This is a genomic window from Mesorhizobium norvegicum, from assembly GCF_004919685.1.
Lineage (GTDB): Bacteria > Pseudomonadota > Alphaproteobacteria > Rhizobiales > Rhizobiaceae > Mesorhizobium > Mesorhizobium norvegicum.
This window is the reverse complement of record NZ_SMYZ01000089.1, coordinates 80,948-104,116: the sequence shown is the minus strand read 5'-3', so window position 1 is coordinate 104,116 and position 23,169 is coordinate 80,948. Positions and strand designations below refer to the sequence as shown.

At 62.6% G+C, this 23,169-nt stretch carries 28 protein-coding genes; 7 read left to right on the top strand and 21 right to left on the bottom strand.

Features of this window, described 5'->3' with window-relative positions:
- Positions 1 to 131 precede the first annotated feature (131 nt).
- Positions 132 to 503 (top strand): hypothetical protein, encoded by a 372-nt coding sequence (locus FCU66_RS34030; RefSeq protein ID WP_136618067.1) that lies wholly within the window; start codon positions 132 to 134, stop codon positions 501 to 503.
- Positions 504 to 595: 92 nt separating this feature from the next.
- On the opposite strand, the gene FCU66_RS34025 is transcribed toward FCU66_RS34030, so the two are convergent.
- From FCU66_RS34025 to tesB, 4 genes are all read right to left on the bottom strand, one after another.
- Positions 596 to 871 (bottom strand): hypothetical protein, encoded by a 276-nt coding sequence (locus FCU66_RS34025; RefSeq protein WP_136618068.1) that lies wholly within the window; start codon positions 869 to 871, stop codon positions 596 to 598.
- A gap of 329 nt (positions 872 to 1,200) precedes the next feature.
- A complete protein-coding gene (locus tag FCU66_RS34020; RefSeq protein ID WP_136618069.1) occupies positions 1,201 to 2,556 on the bottom strand; it encodes an ammonium transporter in 1,356 nt (451 codons plus the stop codon).
- 31 nt (positions 2,557 to 2,587) lie between these two features.
- Positions 2,588 to 2,926 (bottom strand): P-II family nitrogen regulator, encoded by a 339-nt coding sequence (locus tag FCU66_RS34015; protein WP_013528889.1) that lies wholly within the window; start codon positions 2,924 to 2,926, stop codon positions 2,588 to 2,590.
- 217 nt (positions 2,927 to 3,143) lie between these two features.
- Positions 3,144 to 4,019 (bottom strand): acyl-CoA thioesterase II, encoded by an 876-nt coding sequence (gene tesB, locus FCU66_RS34010; RefSeq protein ID WP_109663902.1) that lies wholly within the window; start codon positions 4,017 to 4,019, stop codon positions 3,144 to 3,146.
- A gap of 99 nt (positions 4,020 to 4,118) precedes the next feature.
- Between tesB and FCU66_RS34005 the strand changes: the two genes are divergently transcribed.
- Complete coding sequence (locus tag FCU66_RS34005) at positions 4,119 to 5,378, top strand: ubiquinone biosynthesis hydroxylase (RefSeq protein ID WP_168991880.1); 1,260 nt, start codon at positions 4,119 to 4,121, stop codon at positions 5,376 to 5,378.
- Positions 5,379 to 5,388: 10 nt separating this feature from the next.
- On the opposite strand, the gene FCU66_RS34000 is transcribed toward FCU66_RS34005, so the two are convergent.
- The 3 genes from FCU66_RS34000 to FCU66_RS42370 all read right to left on the bottom strand — a co-directional run bounded on the left by FCU66_RS34000 (position 5,389) and on the right by FCU66_RS42370 (position 6,777).
- Positions 5,389 to 5,916, bottom strand: a complete 528-nt coding sequence (locus FCU66_RS34000; RefSeq protein WP_136618071.1) for a hypothetical protein — start codon at positions 5,914 to 5,916, stop codon at positions 5,389 to 5,391.
- A gap of 150 nt (positions 5,917 to 6,066) precedes the next feature.
- Positions 6,067 to 6,423, bottom strand: a complete 357-nt coding sequence (locus FCU66_RS33995) for a YciI family protein (protein ID WP_136618072.1) — start codon at positions 6,421 to 6,423, stop codon at positions 6,067 to 6,069.
- Between the two features lie 3 nt (positions 6,424 to 6,426).
- A complete protein-coding gene (locus FCU66_RS42370; RefSeq protein WP_246094154.1) occupies positions 6,427 to 6,777 on the bottom strand; it encodes a hypothetical protein in 351 nt (116 codons plus the stop codon).
- A gap of 108 nt (positions 6,778 to 6,885) precedes the next feature.
- Between FCU66_RS42370 and FCU66_RS33985 the strand changes: the two genes are divergently transcribed.
- A complete protein-coding gene (locus FCU66_RS33985; RefSeq protein WP_136618073.1) occupies positions 6,886 to 7,311 on the top strand; it encodes an OsmC family protein in 426 nt (141 codons plus the stop codon).
- 63 nt (positions 7,312 to 7,374) lie between these two features.
- On the opposite strand, the gene FCU66_RS33980 is transcribed toward FCU66_RS33985, so the two are convergent.
- On the bottom strand, positions 7,375 to 8,340 hold the full coding sequence (locus FCU66_RS33980) for a helix-turn-helix transcriptional regulator (protein ID WP_246094153.1): 966 nt from the start codon (positions 8,338 to 8,340) through the stop codon (positions 7,375 to 7,377).
- A 187-nt stretch (positions 8,341 to 8,527) separates the two neighbouring features.
- Here FCU66_RS33980 and FCU66_RS33975 point away from each other — a divergent pair, with 187 nt between their 5' ends.
- From FCU66_RS33975 to FCU66_RS33965, 3 genes are read left to right on the top strand one after another with little or no spacing between them, the layout of a single operon-like run.
- The gene (locus FCU66_RS33975; RefSeq protein ID WP_136618075.1) at positions 8,528 to 8,680 is read left to right on the top strand and encodes a hypothetical protein; all 153 of its coding nucleotides are present in this window, start codon (positions 8,528 to 8,530) and stop codon (positions 8,678 to 8,680) included.
- Complete coding sequence (locus FCU66_RS33970) at positions 8,677 to 9,030, top strand: hypothetical protein (protein ID WP_136618076.1); 354 nt, start codon at positions 8,677 to 8,679, stop codon at positions 9,028 to 9,030. The genes FCU66_RS33975 and FCU66_RS33970 overlap by 4 nt, the downstream gene beginning before the upstream one ends.
- Positions 9,024 to 9,563: an META domain-containing protein gene (locus tag FCU66_RS33965; RefSeq protein WP_136618077.1), complete on the top strand. Its 540-nt coding sequence runs from the start codon at positions 9,024 to 9,026 to the stop codon at positions 9,561 to 9,563. The genes FCU66_RS33970 and FCU66_RS33965 overlap by 7 nt, the downstream gene beginning before the upstream one ends.
- A 2-nt stretch (positions 9,564 to 9,565) precedes the next feature.
- Here FCU66_RS33965 and FCU66_RS33960 read toward each other — a convergent pair whose 3' ends face one another.
- The 10 genes from FCU66_RS33960 to FCU66_RS33915 all read right to left on the bottom strand — a co-directional run bounded on the left by FCU66_RS33960 (position 9,566) and on the right by FCU66_RS33915 (position 18,180).
- The gene (locus FCU66_RS33960; protein ID WP_136618078.1) at positions 9,566 to 10,207 is read right to left on the bottom strand and encodes a YceH family protein; all 642 of its coding nucleotides are present in this window, start codon (positions 10,205 to 10,207) and stop codon (positions 9,566 to 9,568) included.
- A gap of 215 nt (positions 10,208 to 10,422) precedes the next feature.
- Positions 10,423 to 12,066 (bottom strand): sulfatase-like hydrolase/transferase, encoded by a 1,644-nt coding sequence (locus FCU66_RS33955; protein WP_246094152.1) that lies wholly within the window; start codon positions 12,064 to 12,066, stop codon positions 10,423 to 10,425.
- Between the two features lie 292 nt (positions 12,067 to 12,358).
- The gene (locus FCU66_RS42365) at positions 12,359 to 12,508 is read right to left on the bottom strand and encodes a hypothetical protein (protein ID WP_246094157.1); all 150 of its coding nucleotides are present in this window, start codon (positions 12,506 to 12,508) and stop codon (positions 12,359 to 12,361) included.
- 121 nt (positions 12,509 to 12,629) lie between these two features.
- Entirely contained in the window at positions 12,630 to 13,409 is a 780-nt protein-coding gene (locus tag FCU66_RS33945; protein WP_109663877.1) for a succinate dehydrogenase iron-sulfur subunit, read from the bottom strand.
- Positions 13,402 to 14,328 (bottom strand): hypothetical protein, encoded by a 927-nt coding sequence (locus tag FCU66_RS33940; RefSeq protein WP_136618079.1) that lies wholly within the window; start codon positions 14,326 to 14,328, stop codon positions 13,402 to 13,404. Before FCU66_RS33940 ends, FCU66_RS33945 begins: the two co-directional genes overlap by 8 nt.
- A gap of 73 nt (positions 14,329 to 14,401) precedes the next feature.
- Positions 14,402 to 14,839 (bottom strand): DUF3052 family protein, encoded by a 438-nt coding sequence (locus FCU66_RS33935; RefSeq protein WP_136618080.1) that lies wholly within the window; start codon positions 14,837 to 14,839, stop codon positions 14,402 to 14,404.
- A 2-nt stretch (positions 14,840 to 14,841) separates the two neighbouring features.
- A complete protein-coding gene (sdhA, locus tag FCU66_RS33930; protein ID WP_136618081.1) occupies positions 14,842 to 16,677 on the bottom strand; it encodes a succinate dehydrogenase flavoprotein subunit in 1,836 nt (611 codons plus the stop codon).
- Position 16,678: 1 nt separating this feature from the next.
- Positions 16,679 to 17,074 (bottom strand): succinate dehydrogenase, hydrophobic membrane anchor protein, encoded by a 396-nt coding sequence (gene sdhD, locus FCU66_RS33925; RefSeq protein WP_136618082.1) that lies wholly within the window; start codon positions 17,072 to 17,074, stop codon positions 16,679 to 16,681.
- A 2-nt stretch (positions 17,075 to 17,076) separates the two neighbouring features.
- The gene (gene sdhC / locus FCU66_RS33920; protein WP_136618083.1) at positions 17,077 to 17,496 is read right to left on the bottom strand and encodes a succinate dehydrogenase, cytochrome b556 subunit; all 420 of its coding nucleotides are present in this window, start codon (positions 17,494 to 17,496) and stop codon (positions 17,077 to 17,079) included.
- Positions 17,497 to 17,754: 258 nt separating this feature from the next.
- Entirely contained in the window at positions 17,755 to 18,180 is a 426-nt protein-coding gene (locus FCU66_RS33915; protein ID WP_136618084.1) for a hypothetical protein, read from the bottom strand.
- A 262-nt stretch (positions 18,181 to 18,442) separates the two neighbouring features.
- Between FCU66_RS33915 and FCU66_RS33910 the strand changes: the two genes are divergently transcribed.
- A complete protein-coding gene (locus FCU66_RS33910; protein ID WP_136618085.1) occupies positions 18,443 to 18,805 on the top strand; it encodes a hypothetical protein in 363 nt (120 codons plus the stop codon).
- On the opposite strand, the gene FCU66_RS33905 is transcribed toward FCU66_RS33910, so the two are convergent.
- The 3 genes from FCU66_RS33905 to leuC all read right to left on the bottom strand — a co-directional run bounded on the left by FCU66_RS33905 (position 18,789) and on the right by leuC (position 22,839).
- Positions 18,789 to 19,997 (bottom strand): GGDEF domain-containing protein, encoded by a 1,209-nt coding sequence (locus FCU66_RS33905; protein ID WP_136625469.1) that lies wholly within the window; start codon positions 19,995 to 19,997, stop codon positions 18,789 to 18,791. The genes FCU66_RS33910 and FCU66_RS33905 overlap by 17 nt on opposite strands.
- Before the next feature lie 76 nt (positions 19,998 to 20,073).
- On the bottom strand, positions 20,074 to 21,270 hold the full coding sequence (locus tag FCU66_RS33900) for a GGDEF domain-containing protein (protein WP_136621574.1): 1,197 nt from the start codon (positions 21,268 to 21,270) through the stop codon (positions 20,074 to 20,076).
- Between the two features lie 159 nt (positions 21,271 to 21,429).
- Complete coding sequence (gene leuC / locus FCU66_RS33895) at positions 21,430 to 22,839, bottom strand: 3-isopropylmalate dehydratase large subunit (protein WP_136621575.1); 1,410 nt, start codon at positions 22,837 to 22,839, stop codon at positions 21,430 to 21,432.
- Between the last annotated feature and the right edge of the window lie 330 nt (positions 22,840 to 23,169).

Genomic DNA, 23,169 nt, shown 5'->3' with positions numbered 1-23,169 from the left:
GGCGGGAAGGTTAAGGGCGCATTAACTATAAGAGGTTGAGATGATCAAACCTCGTTACCGCCGGTTGAGCCGCTTGCTTCCCGAGGCATTGCCCGAAAGTGGGCGCAGGGGTCACCAATTTGGGTCGAGGCATGCAATCCGTCTTCCTTCGCGTGGCGGCTCTGGCCTGGGCAGGGCTCAGTCTCCTGCTCGCTTCGCACTGGTTTGTCGAACTCGGCATGGTGGGCTTCCCGGACGGCTACGTGACGCCCTTTGCCCGAGCGACCGGCCCGCTCCTGCACATCCTCGCCACAGCCTGCCTGGGACAAGGCCTGTATTTTCTGTGCAGAGGTCTTTTCGGCAAGGGATTTGGAGTGCCGGGTCTCGGCCTGCAGATTTTGATCGCCGCGGTCCTGACAGTGGCGCCCGTGCTGATTGTCAGGAATTGCCCCCAGTCCCGGACGTGCAGCACTGCCTATGAGGCGCTGACCGGCACCATGATGGACGACGGCGCCGGCGGATAAAGCTGCCGCCTACCGAAACGATGGCGGGCCTGCGAGCCCGCCATTGGTCGTTTGGCAACAAAAGATCGGGCCTCGGCCCGATCGCGGCAAAATCAGTTGGCGCCGCCGAGCGCCTGCAGGTTCGCGCAGAACTCCGCATGCGGCTTGCTCATCGCCGCGTCCTGGCATTCCTTCATCATCGCGCCCTGCTTGTCCTTCGCCATCGAATCCCAGGCGGCCTTGAATTCGGCCTTGGGCTTCATGGTTTTCATGCCCGCGTCGGTGAAGAACGGTGCCATGTTGTCCGGTTCATCGAGAGCGCCGGCAAATGCCGTGCCGCTGACCATGGCAAGAGCGAGCGCCCCGAGGCAGATGTTCTTGAGGCTCATGAGATGGTTTCCTTCCCTGTTGTTTGGCACGAGCGTCAGAACGACGATCGTCCCCACAGTTCGGAACCAGAGCGGTCGATGTTTCCTCAAAAATCTTGATCACACGAACGTGATTGCCCGTATCCCGGCATTGGCAGGGCGATTGTACCAAAAAAAGAGGCCCGGACGTGATCCGGGCCTCAATGCGTGAACTCCTTTCGGGAGCGTCACGACGGGATTTTTTAAAGCAATTCCAGGAAAAGTGTGTAGCGGTTTTCCGTCCGGAATTGCGTCGGAAGACAGGGGGCCGGCGGGAGGAGGGTTCCGTCGGCCCCGTGGCTAAGCTGGCCTTACGGCACCACTTCGCCATGCTGGGAGATGTCGAGGCCTTCGACCTCTTCCTGGGTCGTCGGACGCAGGCCGACCAGCGCCTTGACGATGTAGAGGATCACGAAGGTGGCAATCGCCGTCCACACAATGGTGACGGCAACGCCGTAGATCTGCTTGCCGAGCGAAGCACCCGCACCGAGGCTGTTGATCGCCGGATCGGCGAGCACGCCGGTGAGTAGAGCGCCGATCACACCGCCGACGCCGTGCACGCCGAAGGCATCGAGCGAGTCGTCATAGCCGAACATGTGCTTGACCTTGACCGCCGAGAGGTAGCAGAGGACGCCGGCAACGATGCCGACGATGAAGGCGCCGGTCGGGTTGACGAAGCCGGAAGCCGGCGTCACCGCGACGAGGCCGGCAACTGCACCCGAGATGATGCCGAGCACCGAAGGCTTCTTGGCGACGATCCATTCGGCGAACATCCAGGCCAGAGCCGCCGCGGCGGTGGCAACCTGGGTGTTGAGCATGGCAGCGCCGGCAAGGCCGTCGGCAGCCAGTTCCGAACCGGCGTTGAAGCCGAACCAGCCGACCCACAGCAGCGAAGCACCGATCACCGAATAGACCAGGTTGTGCGGCGCCATGTTGGTGGTGCCGTAGCCCTCGCGCTTGCCGAGAACCAGCGCGCAGACGAGACCGGCGACACCGGCGTTGATGTGGACGACCGTGCCGCCGGCAAAGTCGAGCACGCCAGCCGTGCCGAGGAAGCCGCCGCCCCAGACCCAATGCGCGATCGGCACGTAGACGACGAGCAGCCACAGCGCCATGAAGATCAGCAGCGCCGAGAATTTGAAGCGTTCGGCGAAGGCGCCGGCAATCAGCGCCGGGGTGATGATGGCGAAGGTCATCTGGAACATCGAGAAGACGAATTCAGGAATGTTCGCGACGCCCGGCAGCCACAGCGAGGCAGTGGTGATGCCGTGATGGAAGAATTTCGAAGTGCCGCCGATGTAGCTGTTCACGCCGCCGCCGTCGGAGAAGGCCAGCGAATAGCCGAACATGAACCACAGCACCGTCACCAGGCAGGTGATGGCAAAGCTCTGCATGATGGTGGCGAGCACGTTCTTCTTGCGCACCATGCCGCCGTAGAAAAGCGCCAGGCCCGGGATGGTCATCATCAGCACGAGCGCCGTCGAGGTCAGCATCCAGGCGGTGTTGCCGGTGTCGAGCACCGGGGTCGGGGCGGCAGCCGGCGCAGCCGCGGCCGCGGCAGGAGCCGCTTCCTGCGCGAAGGCGGCGACCGTGCCCAATGCTGCGAGAACGAGCGAAGCCAAAAGGGCGGCTCGTCCCGTCGTCTTCAAGGTGGAAGGAATATTCATTGAACTCTCCATTGGAATACGTGATCGCCGCTCAGAGCGCGTCGGTGTCTGTTTCGCCGGTGCGGATGCGCACCGCCTGATCGATGCCGAAAACGAAGATCTTGCCGTCGCCGATCTGGCCGGTCTTGGCGGCGGCTGTGATAGCTTCGACGGCCTTGTCGACCATGTCGGCACTGACCGCGACTTCGATCTTGATCTTCGGCAGGAAGCTGACCGCGTATTCCGCCCCGCGATAGATTTCCGTATGCCCTTTCTGACGCCCGTAGCCTTTGACTTCGGTGACGGTCAGGCCCTGGATGCCGACGGCGGTAAGCGCTTCGCGTACCTCGTCGAGCTTGAACGGCTTGATGATTGCCATCACGATTTTCATAAGGTTTCACCCTTTGCTGTTGCGGTCCCCCGCGTTTGCACACCTTCACCGATCCCAAAGAGCCGGAGAGTGCCCACGAGGATTCAAGCTCCGTGCCAAGTGCCGAAGCAGGGTATTAACCCGTTGTAAACAAAGAGATTGAGGAGCGTTCCGACGCAACCTGCTCACAGCTGCGGCGATACAACTGCTTAAAAAGTAGGCAATTTTCCCAAAATGCCTACTCTGCAGGCGATCGCTTGAGTCGGATCAGCCCTTCCTGTGCAACCGAGGCGATCAGCGTGCCGTCGCGGGCAAACAGCGACCCGCGCGTAAAGCCGCGCGACCCCTGCGTCGACGGGCTGTCCTGCGTGTAGAGCATCCAGTCGTCTAGTGCATGGCTGCGGTGGAACCACATGGCGTGGTCGAGGCTCGCCGCCTGGATATCCCGATCGAAAATGGCTCGGCCATGCGCGAAGGTCGAGGTGTCGAGCAGCGTCATGTCTGAGAGATAGGCAAGCACCGCCGCCTGGATGGCGCGATCCGCCGGCACCGGACCGGTGGTGCGGATCCAGATGTTCTGCTTCGGCTCCAGCTTTTCACGGCTTGTGTAATGCTTCAGCATCACCGGCTTCATCTCGATCGGCCGGTCGCGCTCCCAGTAGCGTTTGATGCCTTCGGGCACCGCCTCGCCGAACTTGCCCAGCAATTCGCGCTGCGACAGCAATGTGTCCGGCCCCGGAACGTCCTGCGGCATCGGCACCTGGTGCTCGAGACCGACCTCGTCCTGCTGGAACGAGGCTTCCAGGGAAAAGATCGCCTGGCCGTGCTGGATCGCCACCACGCGGCGCGTGGTGAAGGAGCCGCCGTCGCGGATGCGGTCGACCTCGTAGACGATCGGCACCTTGGTGTCGCCGGGCCGCATGAAATAGCCGTGCAGCGAATGCACATGGCGATCGGGATCGACGGTTCGCTGCGCCGCCACCAGCGCCTGGGCAATGGTCTGGCCGCCGAAGACGCGCTGCCAGTCGAGCAGGGGGCTGCGACCACGATACAGATTGTGTTCCAGCTTCTCGAGGTCGAGAATGCCGAGAAGCTCGTCCATGGCTGCCGTCATATTTCGCGCCCTCGCCGCAGAAGTGTTATGGCGGTTTCCGACAGGACGGACAGGCAGTCAAGGGCGCAAGACCCGGCCGGCGCGCAAGGAGCGAAGATGATGGAACGCAAGGCGGACACGAAAACCAGATCCGGCCTCGATGTTCTGGTCGCCGGTGCCGGCTATGTCGGCTTGGCCAGCGCCGTGTCACTGAAGCAGGCGCGCCCGGGTCTCGCCATCGCTCTCGTCGATGCTGCACCCGCTGGCGTCTGGCAAAGGGATGGCCGCGCTTCGGCCATTGCCGCCGCCGCCTGCCGCATGCTCGACCAGCTTGGCGTGTGGGCCGAGATCGCGCCGCAGGCGCAGGCGATCACCGAGATGATCATCACCGATTCGCGCACCTCAGATCCGGTGCGCCCGGTGTTCCTGACCTTCGACGGCGAAGTGGCGCCGGGCGAGCCGTTTGCGCATATGGTCGCCAACAAGGTGCTGAACGGCGCCTTGCGGGCCAGCGCCCAAAAACTCGGCATCGACATCATCGAAGGCGTCGCCGTGCAGGGTTTCGAGACCAACGGCGCCGGCATCACCGTGCATCTCGCCGACGGTGCGACGCTGAAGACCCGGCTGCTGGTCGCCGCCGACGGCGTCAACTCCAGGCTGCGCGACATGGCCGGCATCAAGACGGTGAAGTGGGAATATGGCCAGTCCGGCATCGTCTGCACCGTGGCGCATGAACGCCCGCACAACGGCCGCGCCGAGGAGCATTTCCTGCCTGCCGGCCCGTTCGCCACACTGCCGCTCAAGCCCGATGAGGACGGCACCAACCGCTCGTCGATCGTCTGGGTCGAGCGCACGCAAGATGCCGAGAAGCTGGTTGCCGGTGACGATCTCGTCTTCGAGCACGAACTCGAACAGCGTTTTGGCCTGAAGCTTGGCGAGATCCGCGTCGCCGACAAGCCGCGCGCCTGGCCGCTCGGCCTGACCATTGCGCGTGCTTTCGTCGCGCCGCGCATCGCGCTCGCGGGCGACGCCGCCCACGGCATCCACCCGATCGCCGGCCAGGGCCTCAATCTCGGCTTCAAGGATGTGGCGGCGCTTGCCGAAGTAATCGTCGAGGCCGACCGGCTCGGCCAGGACATCGGCGCGCTCGACGTGCTCGAACGCTACCAGCAGTGGCGCCGCTTCGACACGGTGCAGATGGGCGTCACCACGGATGTGCTGAACCGGCTGTTTTCCAACGACATCGGCCCGCTGCGAACCGTCCGCGACATCGGCCTCGGTCTCGTCGAACGCATGCCGCGCCTGAAGGATTTTTTTATCCGACAGGCGTCGGGACTGTCCGCCAGCACACCGCGACTGTTGAAGGGCGAGGCGATCTGAGCGCTGTCGCTCAGTTCACCTCGAAACCCAGCTTCTGCCGCAGCCGCAATATCCTCTGGTCGGATATCTCCAGGCGTTTCTCCCCGCCTTGGGCTGCGCGGTTGACCATCTGCAGCAGATCGTTTCGCTCAGCGACATCGAGGCGTTCGCGCAGGAACGGCGCCAGCTTGTCGATGACGATAGTGGTGTCGTCGATCTGTGACGCCGCCCATTTGGCGTAGACCACCGCTTCGTCCGTTTTCTTCTTGTCGGCGATCTCGGAAATCACCGCGCGAATGACAGCCTCGCGCTGCGGCAGGATTGGCCCATTCTCGGAGACGATGGCGGTGATGAGCGTTGCCGCCGCTAAAACCGGATCATCGATCGCCGTCAGCGGCGACAGGGCCGCCTGCTTGCGCAGCTTTTTGCGGCGGATGTTGCCTTGCACGCGCCCGACGACGTCCGCAACCTCCCGAGCCGCATCGTTCATCGCCTTCATCCGATACCACCAGAACGCCGCCGCGCCCAACACGCCAAGGATAGCAATCAAGAACGGCATGCCGACATCCCCCAAAACCGCCGTGACGATAAGAGAACTCGTGCGGTGCTTCAACACGCAAAAGTTGCGCCCGGCGAAGAAACCTCGGCCCCTCCGTCAAGCGCTCCCCACGGAGCCGCCCCCCAGACGGCGGCCGCAAAGGAATCGCATCTACGATCCCGGCACATTGTAGATCGCGCGCACCTCGATAGTGCCGATTTCGGCCAGCGGAATCTCGCTGGCGATCTCCAGCGCTTCGTCGAGATTCTCGGCCTCAATCATGACGAAGCCGAGCAATTGCTCCTTGGTTTCGGCGAACGGACCGTCGGTGACCAGGCTCTTGCCCTTGCGTCTGCGAAGGGTTTTCGACGTCTTCACCGATTGCAGCGCCTGCGCGATGATCAGTATCCCGCGTTGGTCCAATGACCGGTCATGAGCCAGCGAGTCGGCGTCAAGTTTGGCCAGACGCTCTGTCGTCATGGCATGGAGATCTTTTTCCTCACCGTAGACCAGGCAAACATATTTCATCTTCTATCTCCCTTCTGACGAATCATAGGATGAGGCGATCAGGCTGTAGGCCCGGCCCTTGCCCGCGGCTGCATGGTCGAGAATGCACACCGCAACCCCGATGATGGCAACCGCCGCCAGAAACCGGCCGAAGCAGGAGACGGGCTGGTGCATCCAGTCGGCCTCCTGCCTGCCGACACTTCGGCCGGTGTTTTTCCACTGCGCACAAAACAGCATATTCATATGAACCTCCATCCGGCCATCACTAGCGTGGCCACCCGCAGGACGGGCGAGGCCCATCAAAGTCGACATTTTTGCGCCTGCATTTTTTCCAAAAAATTTGACCACCATCGCCGACACCGTGCCGCGGTTCAAAGTGCGCAGTAGCCTTCGCGCCCGCGCGCGCTATAGTTGACCGGACGCCGGGCTCAGCCCCGACAACAAGTCACGACAACCCCAGTCACGACAACCCAGGAGGAATTCATGGACCGCACCGCAAACGCCGTCTGGAAAGGCAATCTGAAAGAGGGCAAGGGCACGCTCGACACGCAGAGCGGAACCCTGAAGGGCACGCCCTATTCGTTCAAGGCGCGCTTCGAGGACGAAAGCGGCAAATCCGGCACCAATCCGGAAGAGCTGATCGCCGCCGCGCACGCCGGCTGCTTTGCCATGCAGTTCTCACATTTCCTGGCCGAGAACGGCACGCCCGCCACCGAACTCGACGCCAAGGCCGTGGTGACGCTGGTTCCCGGCACGGGGATCACCGGCAGCGCCCTCACCGTAGTCGGCAAGGTGCCGGGCATCGATGCAGCGAAATTCACGGAGCTGGCCGAAAAGGCCAAGGCCGGCTGCCCGGTGTCGAAGGCGCTCGGCGCCATAAACGTGTCGCTCGACGCCAAGCTCGGCTGAAGGGCGCGAACGGCAAGTCCATCCTGACAGCGCCGGCCCTTGGGCCGGCGTTTTCGTTTGCGGTCAGTCTTTCAACGCGGCCGCCCGCACATCGGACGGCGTCGCATCATAGCGCCGGCGGAACGCCCGGTTGAAATAGGACAGGTCGTTGAAGCCGGCCTCGAAAGCGATGGCCGTGATGCTGCGGCTGGCCTGGCGCGGATCGCCAAGCATCCGGTGCGCGCGCAGCAGGCGCTGGCACAGCATGAAGTCCGACAGCGACGTGCCTTCGCGCTCGAACAGCTTCCTGATGTAGCGGGCGGAAAGGCGGTGACGGCGGGCGATGTCTTCGGCCGACAGGTCGCCGCCATGGGCTGTTATATCGGCCTTGATGGCGCGCAGCCGCGCCACGCGCACGCCTCGGCCCCGGGCGATTTCCGCTGCGTCTCGGGTGGCACCCATGGCCAGGGCGACGAGATCGAAAATATGCGTCGTCGCCAGATGCCAAGCCTCCGGCGTCAGCACGTCGCCGGCATCCTGGATCGACTGCACATAGTCGAGCAGCAGCCGCATCGCACCGCCGCTGGTCGGCAGCGGCTGCATCAGCGCCGGGGCCGGGTCGCCGATCAGCGGTGAAAGCGCTCTGAGCGAGAAGCTCATATTGACGAAGCGAAGACCGCCGGGCTGGATGACATTGAGGCCGACCTCCTCGCCGCTCATCATCAATGCCTGGCCATTGCCGACCGGCTCCTCGCGGCCGCGATGCTTCATCACGCTGGCGCCATCGAGGGCCGCCAGAAGGACGAGATCGTCGCTGTCGATCAGCGGCGTCGAATGATGGACGCGGAATTCGGAGCAGGTGCCCGTGGCGATGCCGAGGCCGGGCAAGGCGCGCACCCGCATATCGACCTGCGTGGGCCCAAGCGGATCGAGGTCGACCTTGAGCACCGTGCGGCCATAGACCTCGCGCATGACCTCGACACGATCCCGCTCCGGAAGCGCGTCCGTCATCAGCCTGAACGAAGCGGTTGGCCCCATCGTCGCCGTCATCGGCATCCCCCATGCCTCAGGTCAAGTAGAAGCGCGGTGATATGCGCCGCGGCTCTGAAAACGTCAATATAGGGCCGTTTGGGCCGTTTTTAGGGCCGCTGCGTCCAAGCTGCCCGCTTTTACCGGACCTAGTTTGCGGCGCGCTTCCGATCGGAAGGCGCATCGCAAACAACCACAAGGGGGTTCGATGTATCATTTGCAACTGTTCAAGACGCTGTCGGGTCTCGCCTCGGCGGGCTTCAATCCGCGCGTCTATCTTCTGTCCATCGCTCTCGGCAGAACCGTCGCCGACCATCGCGATCTGAAGCCGTCGTCGCGTAGCGGGGAGCGTCGGCCATGAGCGCCCGGCATACGGTCCTGGCGGCGCCGGTCCTGTGCCTTGGCCTGTGCGGCTGCGTCGGCATCAATCCGATTTCGGCGGTCGTCGGCATGGCCGGCATGGCGGCGGCCAACTCCGTCGGCATGGCGCAATCGGCCACCATCAGCCCGCAGGAACAGGCGAAATACGCCTCGATGTCCTGTGCGGACCTGCGGCAACTGACAGCCAACTATCAGGCCGCCCAGGGCGCCGGTCCGGCGCCGAAGAAATATGGCGGCATGGCGCCTGCCGGCAAGATGGCGATCGCCAACCAGGTCATATCAACGCGGCTTGCCTATCTGAAACAGCTTGTCGCGAGCAAGGGATGTTGAGGGCCTCGTCACACCACGCCTGCCGGGCCGCACTTGTCGGGCTCGCCAGCTGGCTGGCCTTCAGCGCCGGCGGCGCCTACGGCCAGGGCAAGGGGCCGACGACACGCTCCCGCCTCGGCGCGATGCCGGCGGCACTGGTCGGCAAATGGGGTTTTGCTGTCGCCAGCGGCAATTATTGCGACACGTTCAGCAACTGCGAACCGGGCAGCGGCGGCAGCATCACCTTCACCTTCGGGGCTGACGGGCGCACCTATTACGCGTTGTTTCAGTCGTCGCTGGTCGACGGCTGCGGCCAGGTGCGGTCGCTGACATTGAAGGCCGGCAGGGCCTCGGTGCGCGGCTCGACCCTGGTCTTCACACCGACGGCGGGAACCTACAAATCCGTCAACGGCTGCCGGCCCGACCTGACAGGCCTGTGGAAATTCAAGCCCGGCGACCTGAAACCGGTTTCATTGCGCTGGCAACTGGACGGCGGGCAGTTGCGGCTGATCGACCCCGACGGCGAAGCAAGCGGCGTTTACTCGAGGCGATGAGCCTAGCGCTCTTCGCCGGTCAGCGCCTCGATGCGGGCGCGCAACCTCGCAACCTCCTGCTCGAGGGCGCTGATGCGCTCTTCGAGGCCGGAGGCCGATGAAACGGCCGACGGCACCTGATGCGAGGCGATCGCCGAGATTTGCGGTGTCCCGCTCAGCAGATGCATGAAGCGCTCTTCACGCTGACCGGGCCCGCGCTCGATCAGCAGGACCAGCGGCGGCCGGCGGCCGATCAACAGGTCCAGATCGGTGCGCAGCGCGTCGATGGAGGAAAACCGCGCCATGCGCTCGGCGCGCGCCAGCAATTCATGCGCCGTCTGCGCGCCGCGCAACAGCATCAGGCCGACCAGCGCGATCTGCGCCGAGGTTAGCGAGAAACGCTGCGCCACCTGATGCTCGTAGCGCTCGACGCGCGAAGCAAAGACCTGCCGGACCAGGCCCTTCTGCTCCAGCTGGCTCAGCGCCCGCCTGACCTCGACAAGCTCGACCGCCATCACCGGCTCGCGCGCCGTCTTCTGGTTGGCCGCGGCATGCGCGCCATTGAGCGTCAGCGGATAGACATCCGGCGTCAGCTCCTTCTTCTCGATCAGGCAGCCGAGGACGCGCGCTTCGACGGGATTAAGGATGGGAAGGTCTTCGCTCATGGCTCTCTCATACCCGAAGCTCCCGATACCATAGCTGTTCGCGAAACGTCTCCTACTTTCGATCGACGGATGCAGCTACGGAGCGTCACACCTTTCAGTCCTTTTCTCGCGCATCAGGGCGATAGCTGGCATGGGACATATGCACGGGCGCGCTTCGGCACTCGCCCAAAAGTGGCTCCGGTTTCTGGGAGAATGACATGCATGACGACAAAAGCTTAAAGCGCATCAGTCCCAGGCGCCGCGGCCTTCCGCTCCGGTTTCGGCTGCCAGAATGATCTGACGAGCACATCCTCCGCATAGATCGCATCATCGAACCGGGGCTGTCCAAGTTCCTGGGCCAGCGTCGGTCGATCCCCGAGCAGCGAGACGCCAAAGGCTGCCTGGCCATTGGGGGGCGGCATACCTAGCGCGTCGAGGATGGTGGGAAATATGTCAACCGTGCCCGAAAGTCCGGTATACGTTTTGGACGGAATGCCTTCCCCCGACAGGGAGAAAAAGTTGCGTCGTTCATACCTGTTCAGGCGATCCGTCACCGTGCTCGGCGCACTGAGGTGGTCGCTTTGCAGCGCCAGAACGGTGTTCGCCATCAGACCTTCGGCTTCGGCTTTGTGGATGAAGTCGGCAATGAGCATGTTGGTGCATTTCACAGCATGGAGAATATTGGGAGCATGCGGCGAAAGGCCGGTCTTGCCGATACATTTGTCCGTCAGGTAGCCATCCATCGCATGCCCGCCACTGACAGCGATCGTCAGCGAGAACGGTTTGCCGCCTTGCTGAGCGCGACGCAAAATGTCGAAGCTCAAATCCAGGACTTCGGCGTCGTCGGCGCCAAAAGAGTTGCCGCGCCCGTCGACGGCGGCCACCACTTCGGGTCCTCCGAAAAGCGATGAGTAGCCATGGGTGGAATAGAATGTCCCCTGACCGGTGAAGCTGAGTGGCCAACCGGTAATGAAGTTCTGCTGATAACCCCGCGCCTTCAGAACATCGCCCAGGCAGGTCAGGCCCGGCAGGAATTGCGAATTCTCCTCCAGGTACTGGCGCGTTGTGAAGAACGTTATCAGCAGCGGCGTTCCGCAGTTCGCAGCGACCATCCCTGAGATGGAATTGTTGGTGTAGGCAAGCTGCATCATGTTGGTCGCCGAAACGCCCCGCCTGTCGAATTCAAGCAGCGGATCCATGACGTCGCCGAACTCGGCCCTATTCATGTAAGTGTGCTCGGCGCTCTCGATGAAAATATGAACGAGGTTCTTTGGCGCGGCGGTCACGGACGCTGCTGCAGCCTCCGGCCTTGTCAACGGAGTGATATCGACGAACTGCGTGGATAGAAAATCATGCAGAGGGTTGGGATGGATCGCGGCGGCGATCGGTCGTGTCAGCATCGGGTTTGCCGCCAGGAAGAACGCCATCAGGGCGACGTCCAATCCTCTGGTCAACGTGCCGCGTGCCTTAAGTGCACCAAGGCCGAAAAGGACGACCACAATGACCAGCATCGTGCTTCCGGTATTCCACAGATACTCAAAGACGACACCGGGCGTAACCATCCCGGCACCGGCATGCATGAACATCGCACCCCAGTCAAAATAACCAAAAACACTTTCGAGATAGACATAGATAAGGAATAAAAGGCAGGGAAAGAGCGAGAAATAAAGCCTGAACCACCTGCTTTCTTGCTGATCCGCCTTCTTGTCCCGGAAGCCGTCAAGCAAGAGAAGCGCGATCAAAGCCCCCAGGCCGAGAACCGCAAGCAATACCTTCTCCTTAAAATAGATCAGCGACACAAGCCAGGTGAGCGACCCCACTGTTGTGGCGCTGATCAATGGCCCAGATACTGAATACCCATTCCCGATGAAGCCGCGCATCACTTTGCACTCGAACGACGATCACGAAAGTGAATATCGAAGACCACTTAAAACTATACTAAGACAATACGGGAGCGCCTTGCGTATCCAGCGCCAACTACTTGCGTCATCGCTAATATATGCCGCCAAAATTCCCTCGGCTCTAAACTAGCGAACGAGATGTTTGGAAAAATGATCGGGCGCGGCCGGCGGCCCGCCTGACAAGAGCAGGCCAAGCGAGGCGGACCGCTGCGCAGTCAATGAGAACTGCCGAGCCATCTGAGCTGATCGCGTTCGACACGCGAGCCGGACATCAGCCGCACCAGCCCTTTTGCTCAAGCAGCTGGACGCTTGGCGCATCCCCGCCGGCTGCCATCGCCGGCTCCCGCCGTCTTCTGGGTGGCAGTGGCTCCGCATTGAGCGTCAGCGGATAGACATCCGGCGTCAGCTCCTTCTTCTCGATCAGGCAGCCGAGGATGCGCGCTTCGACGGGGGAAGGATGGGAAGGTCATCGCTCAATAAGTTGCAATCCTTTCTGAGGCTGGAGGGACAGCACCCCGACGGGCGACAATATCGCCAGCAACCTAAACCCTTCTCTCCACCATCATCTTCTTGATCTCGGCGATTGCCTTGGCCGGGTTGAGGCCTTTGGGGCAGGTCTGCGCGCAGTTCATGATGGTGTGGCAGCGATAGAGCCGGAACGGGTCTTCGAGATTGTCGAGCCGTTCGCCCTTGGCTTCATCGCGGCTGTCGATCAGCCAGCGATAGGCCTGCAAGAGGGTTGCCGGGCCGAGATAGCGGTCGCCGTTCCACCAGTAACTCGGGCACGAGGTCGAGCAGCAGGCGCACAATATGCACTCGTAGAGCCCATCGAGCTTTTCGCGGTCCTCATGGCTTTGCAGCCATTCCTTGGCCGGCTCCGGCGACACCGTCTTCAGCCAAGGCTGGATCGAGGCGTGCTGGGCGTAGAAATTGGTGAGGTCCGGCACCAAGTCCTTGACCACCTGCATATGCGGCAGCGGATAGACTTTGACGGCGCCGGAAATGTCGTCGCAGCCCTTGGTGCAGGCCAGCGTGTTGGAGCCGTCGATGTTCATGGCGCAGGAGCCGCAAATGCCTTCGCGGCAGGAGCGCCGCAAGGTCAGCGTCGGATCGATCTTGTTCTTGATCCACAGCAGCGCGTCGAGCACCATCGGCCCGCAATCGTCCATGTCGACGAAATAGGTGTCGATGCGCGGGTTCTCGTCATCGTCCGGTGACCAGCGGTAGATCCGGTATTCCCGCAGATTGGTGGCGCCCTCCGGCTTCGGCCAGGTCTTGCCCTGCTGGATCTTCGAGTTCTTGGGGAGTGTTAGCTCAACCATGGCGCGGCTGGTCCTTCAGTATTTTTCGCAAGCTGACAACGTCAGCCGATTTGTCTGATAGACGAACGATCTGTGTCAGTAAGGGCTGAGGTTTGAATTGCGAAGCAGCTTCAAGCCAGTTCTTTCGCGTAGCTGTCAGAGCACGTTTTCGATTCGACCTTGCTATCGAGTCAATGACTCTGAGGTAAACCTCAGCCAATACGAGCAGCATCGCATAGGCAATGGCCTTGAATTGGCTAGATGCAAGCATAGCGGCGGACTGATCTTCCTTCTGAGTAATCACCTTCAAATGAGCGGAATATGCCCAATGGGCATGATCGCTAAGCCAGCCGTAGAGGCGTCCTATGATCGGAAAAACCCTGCCAGCTTCGCCAACACACTTTGTGGCGTTTTTTGAAGCTACGGCGTCAACGTCATCGAGAAGTCGGACACAATATACCCAACAAAGTTGCTCCAAGATCATTCTGCTAATCGCAACGCACTCATACAAAGCACCTTTGTCAGCCTCTGCGAAGGCGCGTTCAAAACTATATTCCACACGCACCAGCGTTAAATCGCCTATCCACTCTCCAATAGTAGGATCTCTGGCAGCAAGAGAGGGATATTCCTTAAGAAAAGCTCCAGAGGCAGCAACCATTTTCAGGAACGATTGTTTGCATTGGCGATCAATACGAAATTGTCCTCCAGCATCTTCTTCGTATGAAAGGCCTTTCAGATATGTACGCCGAACATAGTCGATCGAAGAATTTTGTAGATGATATGTAACAATGGCTGCACTGATCATTTCTCGCAACCGAGCTGGGTAATCCTTCCTTACCCCCACTATGAAACCTGTCTGATTAACCGGAACTTCCAGCTCGTAACGCATATATAGAGGGAAGGCATCTTGCACCTTCGATGCGTCTAAAGCCGTGCGCATAGCAGTTAACCTACCCCACTCTCGGCCAAACAAACGAGGCCACGTTGAGGCTTGGAGAACGCAAGCCTTTCCATCATCTGCGGTCCTTTCGGATGACGAGCTTCAGCCCGGACCAGATTTCATTCACGGCGGCGACCTTCACGTCGACAAGGTCGCGCTTCAGGGCCTCGGCGCGAACAACGCCCTCGGTGACGTCGGTGGCCACCTTCGATGCCTTCTTCGGCCAGGACACCCAGACCATGCCATCGCGCTTGATCGCCGCCTCGACATCGCCCAGGCGATCCTCGATCTCGGCGCGCTGCCGGGTGAAGGCATGGACTGCGTCATATTTCAGGGTCGTTCCCGAGATGTCAGACCAGTCGGCCAACCGGTCGACTTGGGCGAAGTCGACGGCATCAGTGAGATCGCTGAGGTCATCGGGCAGCGCGATGAAGGCAGCGGTCATGCCGTCCTTCAGGCCGAGCTTGGCCGGAAGGGGCGTGCCGGAATATCCCGAGGCCGCCGGTGCCATCGTCAATACACCCTGGCCTTCGGCGCGATCTTGGCGAGGCTGATACCGCCGTCCTTTTCCGCCAGCTGCGGCTCGGTGTGCACCGGCCGATAGGAGAGCGTCACCTTGCCGTCTTCGCTGAGCCTGGCCAGCGTGTGCTTGCGCCAGACCTTGTCGTCGCGGGCGGAAAAGTCTTCCCGTGCGTGCGCGCCACGGCTCTCCTTGCGTGCCTCGGCGCTGTAGACCGTGGTGATGGCGTTGGCCATCAGGTTTTCCAGCTCCAACGTCTCGACCAGGTCGGAGTTCCAGATCATCGAGCGGTCGTACACTTTGATGTCCTTGAGCTCGCCCCAGATCTGGGAGATGCGCTTGCAGCCGTTTTCGAGCGACTCCTGCGTGCGAAACACCGCGGCGTCTTCCTGCATCGCCTTCTGCATCTTTTCGCGCAGCACCGCCGTCGGCGTCGAGCCATTGGCGTGGCGCAGCCGGTCGAAGCGGTCCATGATCTTTTCGACCGAGGCCTCGTTGGGCGACGGGATCGCCGAATTGCGGTCGATCACCTTGCCCGCCCGGATCGCCGCCGCGCGGCCGAACACCACCAGATCGATCAGCGAGTTCGAGCCGAGCCGGTTGGCGCCATGCACCGAGGCGCAGCCGGCTTCGCCGACCGCCATCAGGCCGGGCGACACTTTGTCCGGGCTCCTGGCCGTCGGGTTCAGCACCTCGCCCCAGTAATTGGTCGGCACGCCGCCCATATTGTAGTGCACCGTCGGCAGCACCGGGATCGGCTCCTTGGTCAGGTCGACGCCGGCAAAGATCTTTGCCGATTCCGAAATACCCGGCAGCCGCTCATGCAGCACGGCCGGATCGAGATGGTCGAGGTGCAGGAAGATATGGTCCTTCTTCTTGCCGACGCCGCGGCCCTCGCGGATCTCCAGCGTCATGCAGCGCGAAACAACGTCGCGCGAGGCAAGGTCCTTGGCCGACGGCGCATAGCGCTCCATGAAGCGCTCGCCCTCGGAGTTGACGAGATAGCCGCCCTCGCCGCGCGCGCCCTCGGTGATCAGGCAGCCGGCGCCATAGATGCCGGTCGGGTGGAACTGCACGAACTCCATGTCTTGCAGCGGGAACCCCGCCCGCGCGGCCATGCCGCCGCCGTCGCCGGTGCAGGTGTGCGCCGAGGTGGCGGAGAAATAGGTACGGCCATAGCCGCCGGTCGCCAGCACCACCATCTTGGCCGAGAAGCGGTGGATGGTGCCGTCGTCGAGGTTCCAGGCGACGACGCCGGTGCAGGTGCCGTCCGGCTCCATGATCAGGTCGAGCGCGAAATACTCGATGAAGAACTGTGCGTTGTTCTTCAGCGACTGGCCGTAGAGCGTGTGCAGGATGGCGTGGCCGGTGCGGTCGGCGGCGGCACAGGTGCGCTGCACCGGCGGGCCTTCGCCGTAATTCATCATGTGGCCGCCGAACGGCCGCTGGTAGATCTTGCCCTCTTCGGTGCGCGAGAACGGCACGCCGTAATGTTCGAGCTCGTAGACCGCGGCCGGCGCTTCGCGCACCAGATATTCCATGGCGTCGACATCGCCCAGCCAGTCCGAGCCCTTGACGGTGTCGTACATGTGCCACTGCCAGGAATCGGGACCCATGTTGGACAGCGAGGCGGCGATGCCGCCTTGCGCCGCCACCGTGTGCGAGCGCGTCGGGAACACCTTGGTGATGCAGGCGGTGCGCAGGCCCTGTTCGGCCATGCCGAGCGTGGCGCGCAGGCCGGCGCCGCCGGCGCCGACGACCACGACGTCGAACTTGTGGTCGACAAAGGTGTAGCCTGCCGTGTTGGCTTGTTTTGCGTCCTTGGCCAACTCAGCCTCCGAATGTCAGCTTGAGCAGGGCGAAGATCGAGGCGACGCCGACCGCTATGGTGAAAAATGTGTTGAGCGCGATCAGCGCCAGCTTCATGCCTTCGCCATGCACGTAATCCTCGATGATCACCTGCATGCCGAGCCGCATATGGGTGAGCCCGGAGACGAGCACCAGGGCCAACACCAGGGCCACGAACGGATTGGCAAGGGCTGCCCGCACATGCTCATAGTCAGCGCCGTTGAGCGCGATCAGGAAACCGACGAAGAACAGCGTCAGCGGGATGTTGGCGATCGCGGTCAGGCGCTGGCGCCAGAAATGTCCGGTGCCCTCGCGGGCCGAACCCAGGCCGCGAACCTTCGCCAGCGGCGTGCGCATGTCGGAGTTGTTGCCGCTCATGATCAGGCTCCCCGCGCCATATAGCCGGCGATCCAGATCAGCAGCGTGAGCAGGATCGAGCCGGCCAGTGTCGCCCAGGCGATCTTCGAGGCCGTGTGCTTTTCGAGACCGGCGCCGGTGTCCCAGACCAGATGGCGCACGCCACCCAGCATGTGATGCATCAGCGCCCAAGTGTAGCCGAACAGGATCAATCGGCCGAGCCAAGTGCCGAAGGCCCAGTTGACCCAGTCGAAGGTCGCCTGCGAGCTTGCCGCCGCCATCAGCCACAGGGCGACCAGCAGCGTGCCGAAATACAGCGCGCCGCCGGTGATACGATGGATGATCGACATCGTCATGGTGATCGGCGGCCGGTACACGGTCAGATGCGGCGAAAGCGGCCGTTCACGTCTGGCAAATTCGCGGGTGGCTGGTGATTTGCTCATGGCTCCCCCAGTTCGGCGTCTCTGGAGCCTCAGATGGAAATGCGGCATTGCCGCTTCCGGTCGCGACTTCGGACAGCCGGTTTCTAATGCTCTTTTTGCACCGCGTCAAAGCCAGAAAACCGTTTCGAAAACGTAATTTAGTCTGACTAAAAGGCAGGCTCGGGCTTCAATCGATTAGGGGCTCATGGCCTGAAGCCGGCTCGATATCGCTGCAGTGCAGCATGTCTGGCCTAGGGCCCAGCGGTGTTGAGATTAGCGTTAGCGTTTGCAGGTCTGCGGCGTCGACCCCTTCTTCATCACCAGCGCCTCGCGTCCGTCGATCACGATTGCGTCATGCGTGGCCGCCTGGTAGCGGCTGCTCTGGTTGGCAGGCGACGCCGCAAACTCCTCGGTCACGCCGTCGGACCCGACCACACGCAACGACGTGCCGAGATTTTGGATGGCAATCATACCGTTATTGCCGCATCTGTAGGTGGCCGTGCCTATGCCGGATCGCGGCGCAGTAAGGTCGGTGATGATCTTGGTTGAAGCTGCCGGCGGCGCCGCGGCTGCGATGGACTGCTGAGCCGACGCAGGCGAGACGACGGTATTGGCCGCCTTCGGCGCGCCATCCTGCGGCACACAGGCAGCAACGATAACGAGCAACGGGAAAACGGACACCCGAAACGTCCGGCATAGCGCCATATGCTGTCCTCCCGCGCGGCAAACCAGCCGCGATGCTTTGCCAAGATCAAGGTCATCCCGACGCCGAGACGGACGCCGGCCGCGATGGTGCGGCCAAGCATGGCCGAATGATGGCCACCGGGTTTTCCATCCAGTCGGATATTAATGGATATTAACCATGTTTACCGAGACATCGCCGCGAAACGCATCAGCCTCTTAACAAAGGTTAAGAAAGCGTTAATTTCCGATTCGAGGAGGCCTTCCTCAAGACACGGAGGACGCCATGCGTTCGAATTCGGGCAGATCGCGCCTTGCGGCGCTCATAGTGGCGGCCTCGGTCGTCGGCCTTGCAGCGCCGGCGTTCGCCGGAACGCGGCATCAGGATCGCGTCTACGCCGATTCCTTCGGCAATCTCGTCATCGACAGCGCCGCCGGCTACAAGCGCATCCTCGTCGGCGAAGGCAGGCTGGCCAAGCAACTGTCCGACTACACCAGCGCCGGCCAGCCCAAGGTGATCTACGAGAACGAAGCCGACGAGATATCAGGCTACAGCGATTGCTACCGGCCGCCGGTGCTGGTGAAGGGCCGTTCCTATATGTACGGTCTCTCCGACGGCGAGATGCCGGAACTCAGCCCCTGCCGCTAGCTTCCATTCCGGCCGACGACCAGTTGCCGGCAGGTCCGGCCGAAACGCGCACGCAATCGCGCCCGGCATTCTTCGCCTGATAGAGCGCCTGGTCGGCGCGCCGCATCAGATCGGCAAAGTCTTCGCTCGGATGAAGTTCGGCGACGCCGAAGCTCGCGGTACAGCGGTTGTCGGCCGGCAATCCGTCTATGGGCAGCGCGCCGAAGGCGCTGCGCGTGCCCTCGGCGAACAGCCGCGCCGCGGCAAGGTTGGTTCCCGGCAGGATGATGGCGAACTCCTCGCCGCCAATGCGGCCGGCAACGTGATGCGCGGCGGCGGCTTCGCGCAGGAAGCCTGCAAAAGTCTCGATCACCCGGTCGCCGGACGCATGGCCGAAACTGTCGTTGACGCTCTTGAAATGATCGAGATCGGCGATGACCAGCGCCACCGGCACGCTTTGCCGCATCGCGCCCAGCACCGCCAGCTCGGCATGGCGGGTGAAACCGCCGCGGTTGAGCAGGCGCGAAAGCGTGTCCATCTCCGATTTCGACGTCACCTCGGCAAGCACATCGCGAACCAGGATGGCCAGCATCAGCAGCGCCAGCGCCAGCGCAAAGACAGTGCCGAGCGATTGCGACACCAGCGCGTAGCTGCTTTGCAGATAGGCCTGCGGATTGGCGCCCCAGCCGCCAAGCGCATGCGCGATGAACGGCTTGGAGGCGAACTGCAGGCCGCTCGCCACCAGAACGGCCATCAGTATGCGATCGAGACGGGCGGGCCTTTGCCTCGATGACCAGACGATGGCCAGCCCGACGAACTGCATGACCGCATAGGGAAGCTGGTAGGCCATCATGCGGACCAGCGACTGGCGCGGCAGGTCCTGCACGAAATACACAACTATGGTGGTGGCGACCAGGAACAACAGCATCGGGTTCCAGGGCGGCGCCACGCCGTATTTGCGGGCAAGCCCGCCATTGAACGCAATGGTGGCGCCAAGGAAGACCGCGAAGGCGGCAACGACCGGGAGCCTGGCATCGGTGAAAGCGGGAATGCTGAATTCGATGGCCGAATAGGCCATGCCCAGCAGGTAACCAAATGCCAGCCAGCGCGCCGGCGCGCGGCCGACATCGTGGAAGGCGACCGCCATGAAGGATGCCGCCAGCAGGCCGGCAACCGACAAATTGATCAACAGGATGAAGTTGGCGCCGCTCATGTTCTTCCCGCATCCGCGCCGACAGCTAAACATCGACGGGCGAAGAAGACGTTAACGTCGGCCCGGCCGGGCCAGATCAGCCGGTCTTGAGCGGCTCCGGCACGAACGCCGTTTCCGGCCGCTCATAGGACAGGCGCACGCTGTCGCGGCCATTCCTCTTGGCCTTATAGAGGGCGTCGTCGGCACGGCGCATCAGCGGCTCCAGAGCCTCGTCACCGCTGCGGGCCGCCACGCCGAAGCTGGCTGTCACCTTCGTCCCGGCAGGAAGCCCGTCGACATGGCCGGCCGAATAGAGCGTTCGCACCGCCTCGGCGAACAGCCGCGCGGCTGCGAGATCGCTGAGCGGCAGCAGCACGGCGAATTCCTCACCGCCGATACGCCCGGCAACACCGCGCGCGCCCGCCGCCGACCGAAGCTTGGCGGCGAAATCGGCGATCACCCGATCGCCCGCCGCATGCCCGTGCACATCGTTGAGCGCCTTGAAATGATCGAGGTCGGCCAGCACTAGCGCGACCGGGAACCGGGCCGAGGCGCAGTGCCGCAGCAGCTGCATGCCGCGCTCCTCGAAGCCACGCCGGTTGAGCAGGCCAGACAGCGGGTCGGTATAGGTCTCGGTCTTCAGCGCTTTCATCACGTCGAGTGCCGCGGCGGAGAACAGGCACAGCGCAATGAGCAGCGACAGCAGCGCGTGCGACAGCAGCGCCGTCGTCCAGTAGGACGAGCCATAGAACCCGTCATAGCTGGTGAAGGGCCCGTGCGCGATGACGACGACAAGGGTGCGCACGAAGAAGTTGACGCCCGACAGCAGCGACAGCACGAACAGGATTTTCTCGGTCGGACCGTTGTTGCGCACCGGGCGCAGTTCGGCACCGACCAGAAGGCTGATACCGCCGAAAGCGAAATTCATCGCCAGGATGCGCCAGGTGAGATCCGGCGCGACGAACAGGAACCAGCACAACGACGCCAGGCCGCCGCCCGCCAACACGCCGATCCCCACATAGGGCACCTTGCGGCCATAGCGGTGGACGATGGCGCTGGACAGGCAGCAGCCGGCGACGGTGAAGCAGATGTTCGACGCCAGCTTGGTCAGCGGCATGCCGATCGGCAAGGTGAAATACTGCAGCAGGAAGCCGACTGCCGAGAGACCGTAGCTGATCCCCAGCACGGCCAGATAGGGGCGGTGGCGTTGATAGGACCATAGCACGAGGAACGCGGCGCCGAGCGCCAACGCGATCGTCGGGTTGAGCAGCGCTATGAGCAGACCCGTGTCCAAACGACTGTAATTTCCCCGCTTACGTCGGGGAAGACCTTAGAGGGCAAGCGCAAACAAGCGGTTAAGCACAAGCGAATATGTGGACGAACCGGATGAAAAGGCCCCGGAGCGCAAAGCGGTCCGGGGCCTGGTATGTGTTCGAAGCTCGGCGCCCCGGAGTTACTTCCACTCGCGGATGTCGACGAAGTGGCCGGCGATCGCCGCCGCCGCCGCCATCGCCGGCGACACCAGATGGGTGCGGCCCTTGAAACCCTGCCGGCCCTCGAAATTGCGGTTCGAGGTCGAGGCGCAGCGCTCATGCGGCTTCAGCCGGTCGTCATTCATGGCAAGGCACATCGAACAGCCCGGCTCGCGCCAGTCGAAGCCGGCGGCGACAAAGATCTTGTCGAGGCCTTCGGCTTCCGCCTGTTCCTTGACCAGGCCGGAGCCCGGCACGATCATCGCATCGACATGCGGGCTGACCGTCTTGCCTTCGACCACCTTGGCGACGGCGCGCAGATCCTCGATACGGCCATTGGTGCAGGAACCGATGAAGACGCGGTCGAGGGTGATGTCGGTGATCTTGGTGCCCGGCGTCAGACCCATATAGTCGAGCGCGCGCTGCTTGGAGGTGCGCTTGTTTTCATCGGTGATGTCTTCCGGGTTCGGCACGATGCCTTGCACCGACACGACGTCCTCGGGCGACGAGCCCCAGGAAACGATCGGTGGCAGCTTGGTCGCGTCGAGCACGATCACCTTGTCGAAATGCGCGCCCTCGTCGGACTGCAGCGTCTTCCAGTATTCGAGTGCCGCATCCCAGGCCGCGCCCTTCGGGGCGCGCGGCTTGTCCTTGACATAGGCGAAGGTCGTCTCGTCGGCGGCGATCAGGCCGGCGCGCGCACCACCCTCGATCGACATGTTGCAGATCGTCATGCGGCCTTCCATCGACAGCGCACGGATCGCCTCGCCGGCATACTCGATGACATAGCCGGTGCCGCCGGCGGTGCCGATCTCACCGATAATGGCCAGGATGATGTCCTTGGCGGTGACGCCTTCCGGCAACTGGCCGTCGACACGCACCAGCATGTTCTTGGCCTTACGCTGGATCAGCGTCTGCGTTGCCAAAACATGCTCGACCTCGGACGTGCCGATGCCGTGCGCCAGCGCGCCGAAAGCGCCGTGGGTCGAGGTGTGGCTGTCGCCGCAGACGATGGTCATGCCGGGCAAGGTAAAACCCTGCTCGGGGCCGATGATGTGGACGATGCCCTGGCGGATATCGTTCTCGGAGTAATATTCGACGCCAAAATCCTTGGCGTTCTTGGCCAGCGCCTCGACCTGGATGCGGCTTTCCTCGTTCTTGATGCCGAACTTGCGCTCGGGCGAGGTCGAGACATTGTGGTCGACCACGGCCAGTGTCTTTTCCGGATGCCGGACTTTTCTGCCGGTCATGCGCAAGCCTTCGAAGGCCTGCGGGCTGGTCACTTCATGGACGAGGTGGCGGTCGATGTAGAGCAGGCAGGTGCCGTCGTCCTGGCGGTCGACGACATGGTCGTCGAAAATCTTGTCGTAGAGGGTGCGCGGTGCGCTCATGTGCGTAAATCCGTCGATATGAGAATGGGAAGGAGCAGACGCCTGACTTTCGGCCCGGCGAAACGACCTGGACAGGTCGGCCTAGGGTAGTCGGCTGGTCAGCGCCCCTGACACGCGCGCGGAGAACCGCGACGGCAGGCGTTTCCTGTCCTGCAGCACGAACCCCTTGTAGGCCGGATCGCCAAAAAGCTCTTCCATGGCGTGGCTCATATCAATGTTTTGGGTTTTCGGCAATTGGCGGCTTCACGCGCGCTTTTCCTTCTCCCCTTGTGGGAGAAGGTGGATCGGCGCGCAGCGCCGAGACGGTTGAGGGGTGTTCCAGCGGAGTGA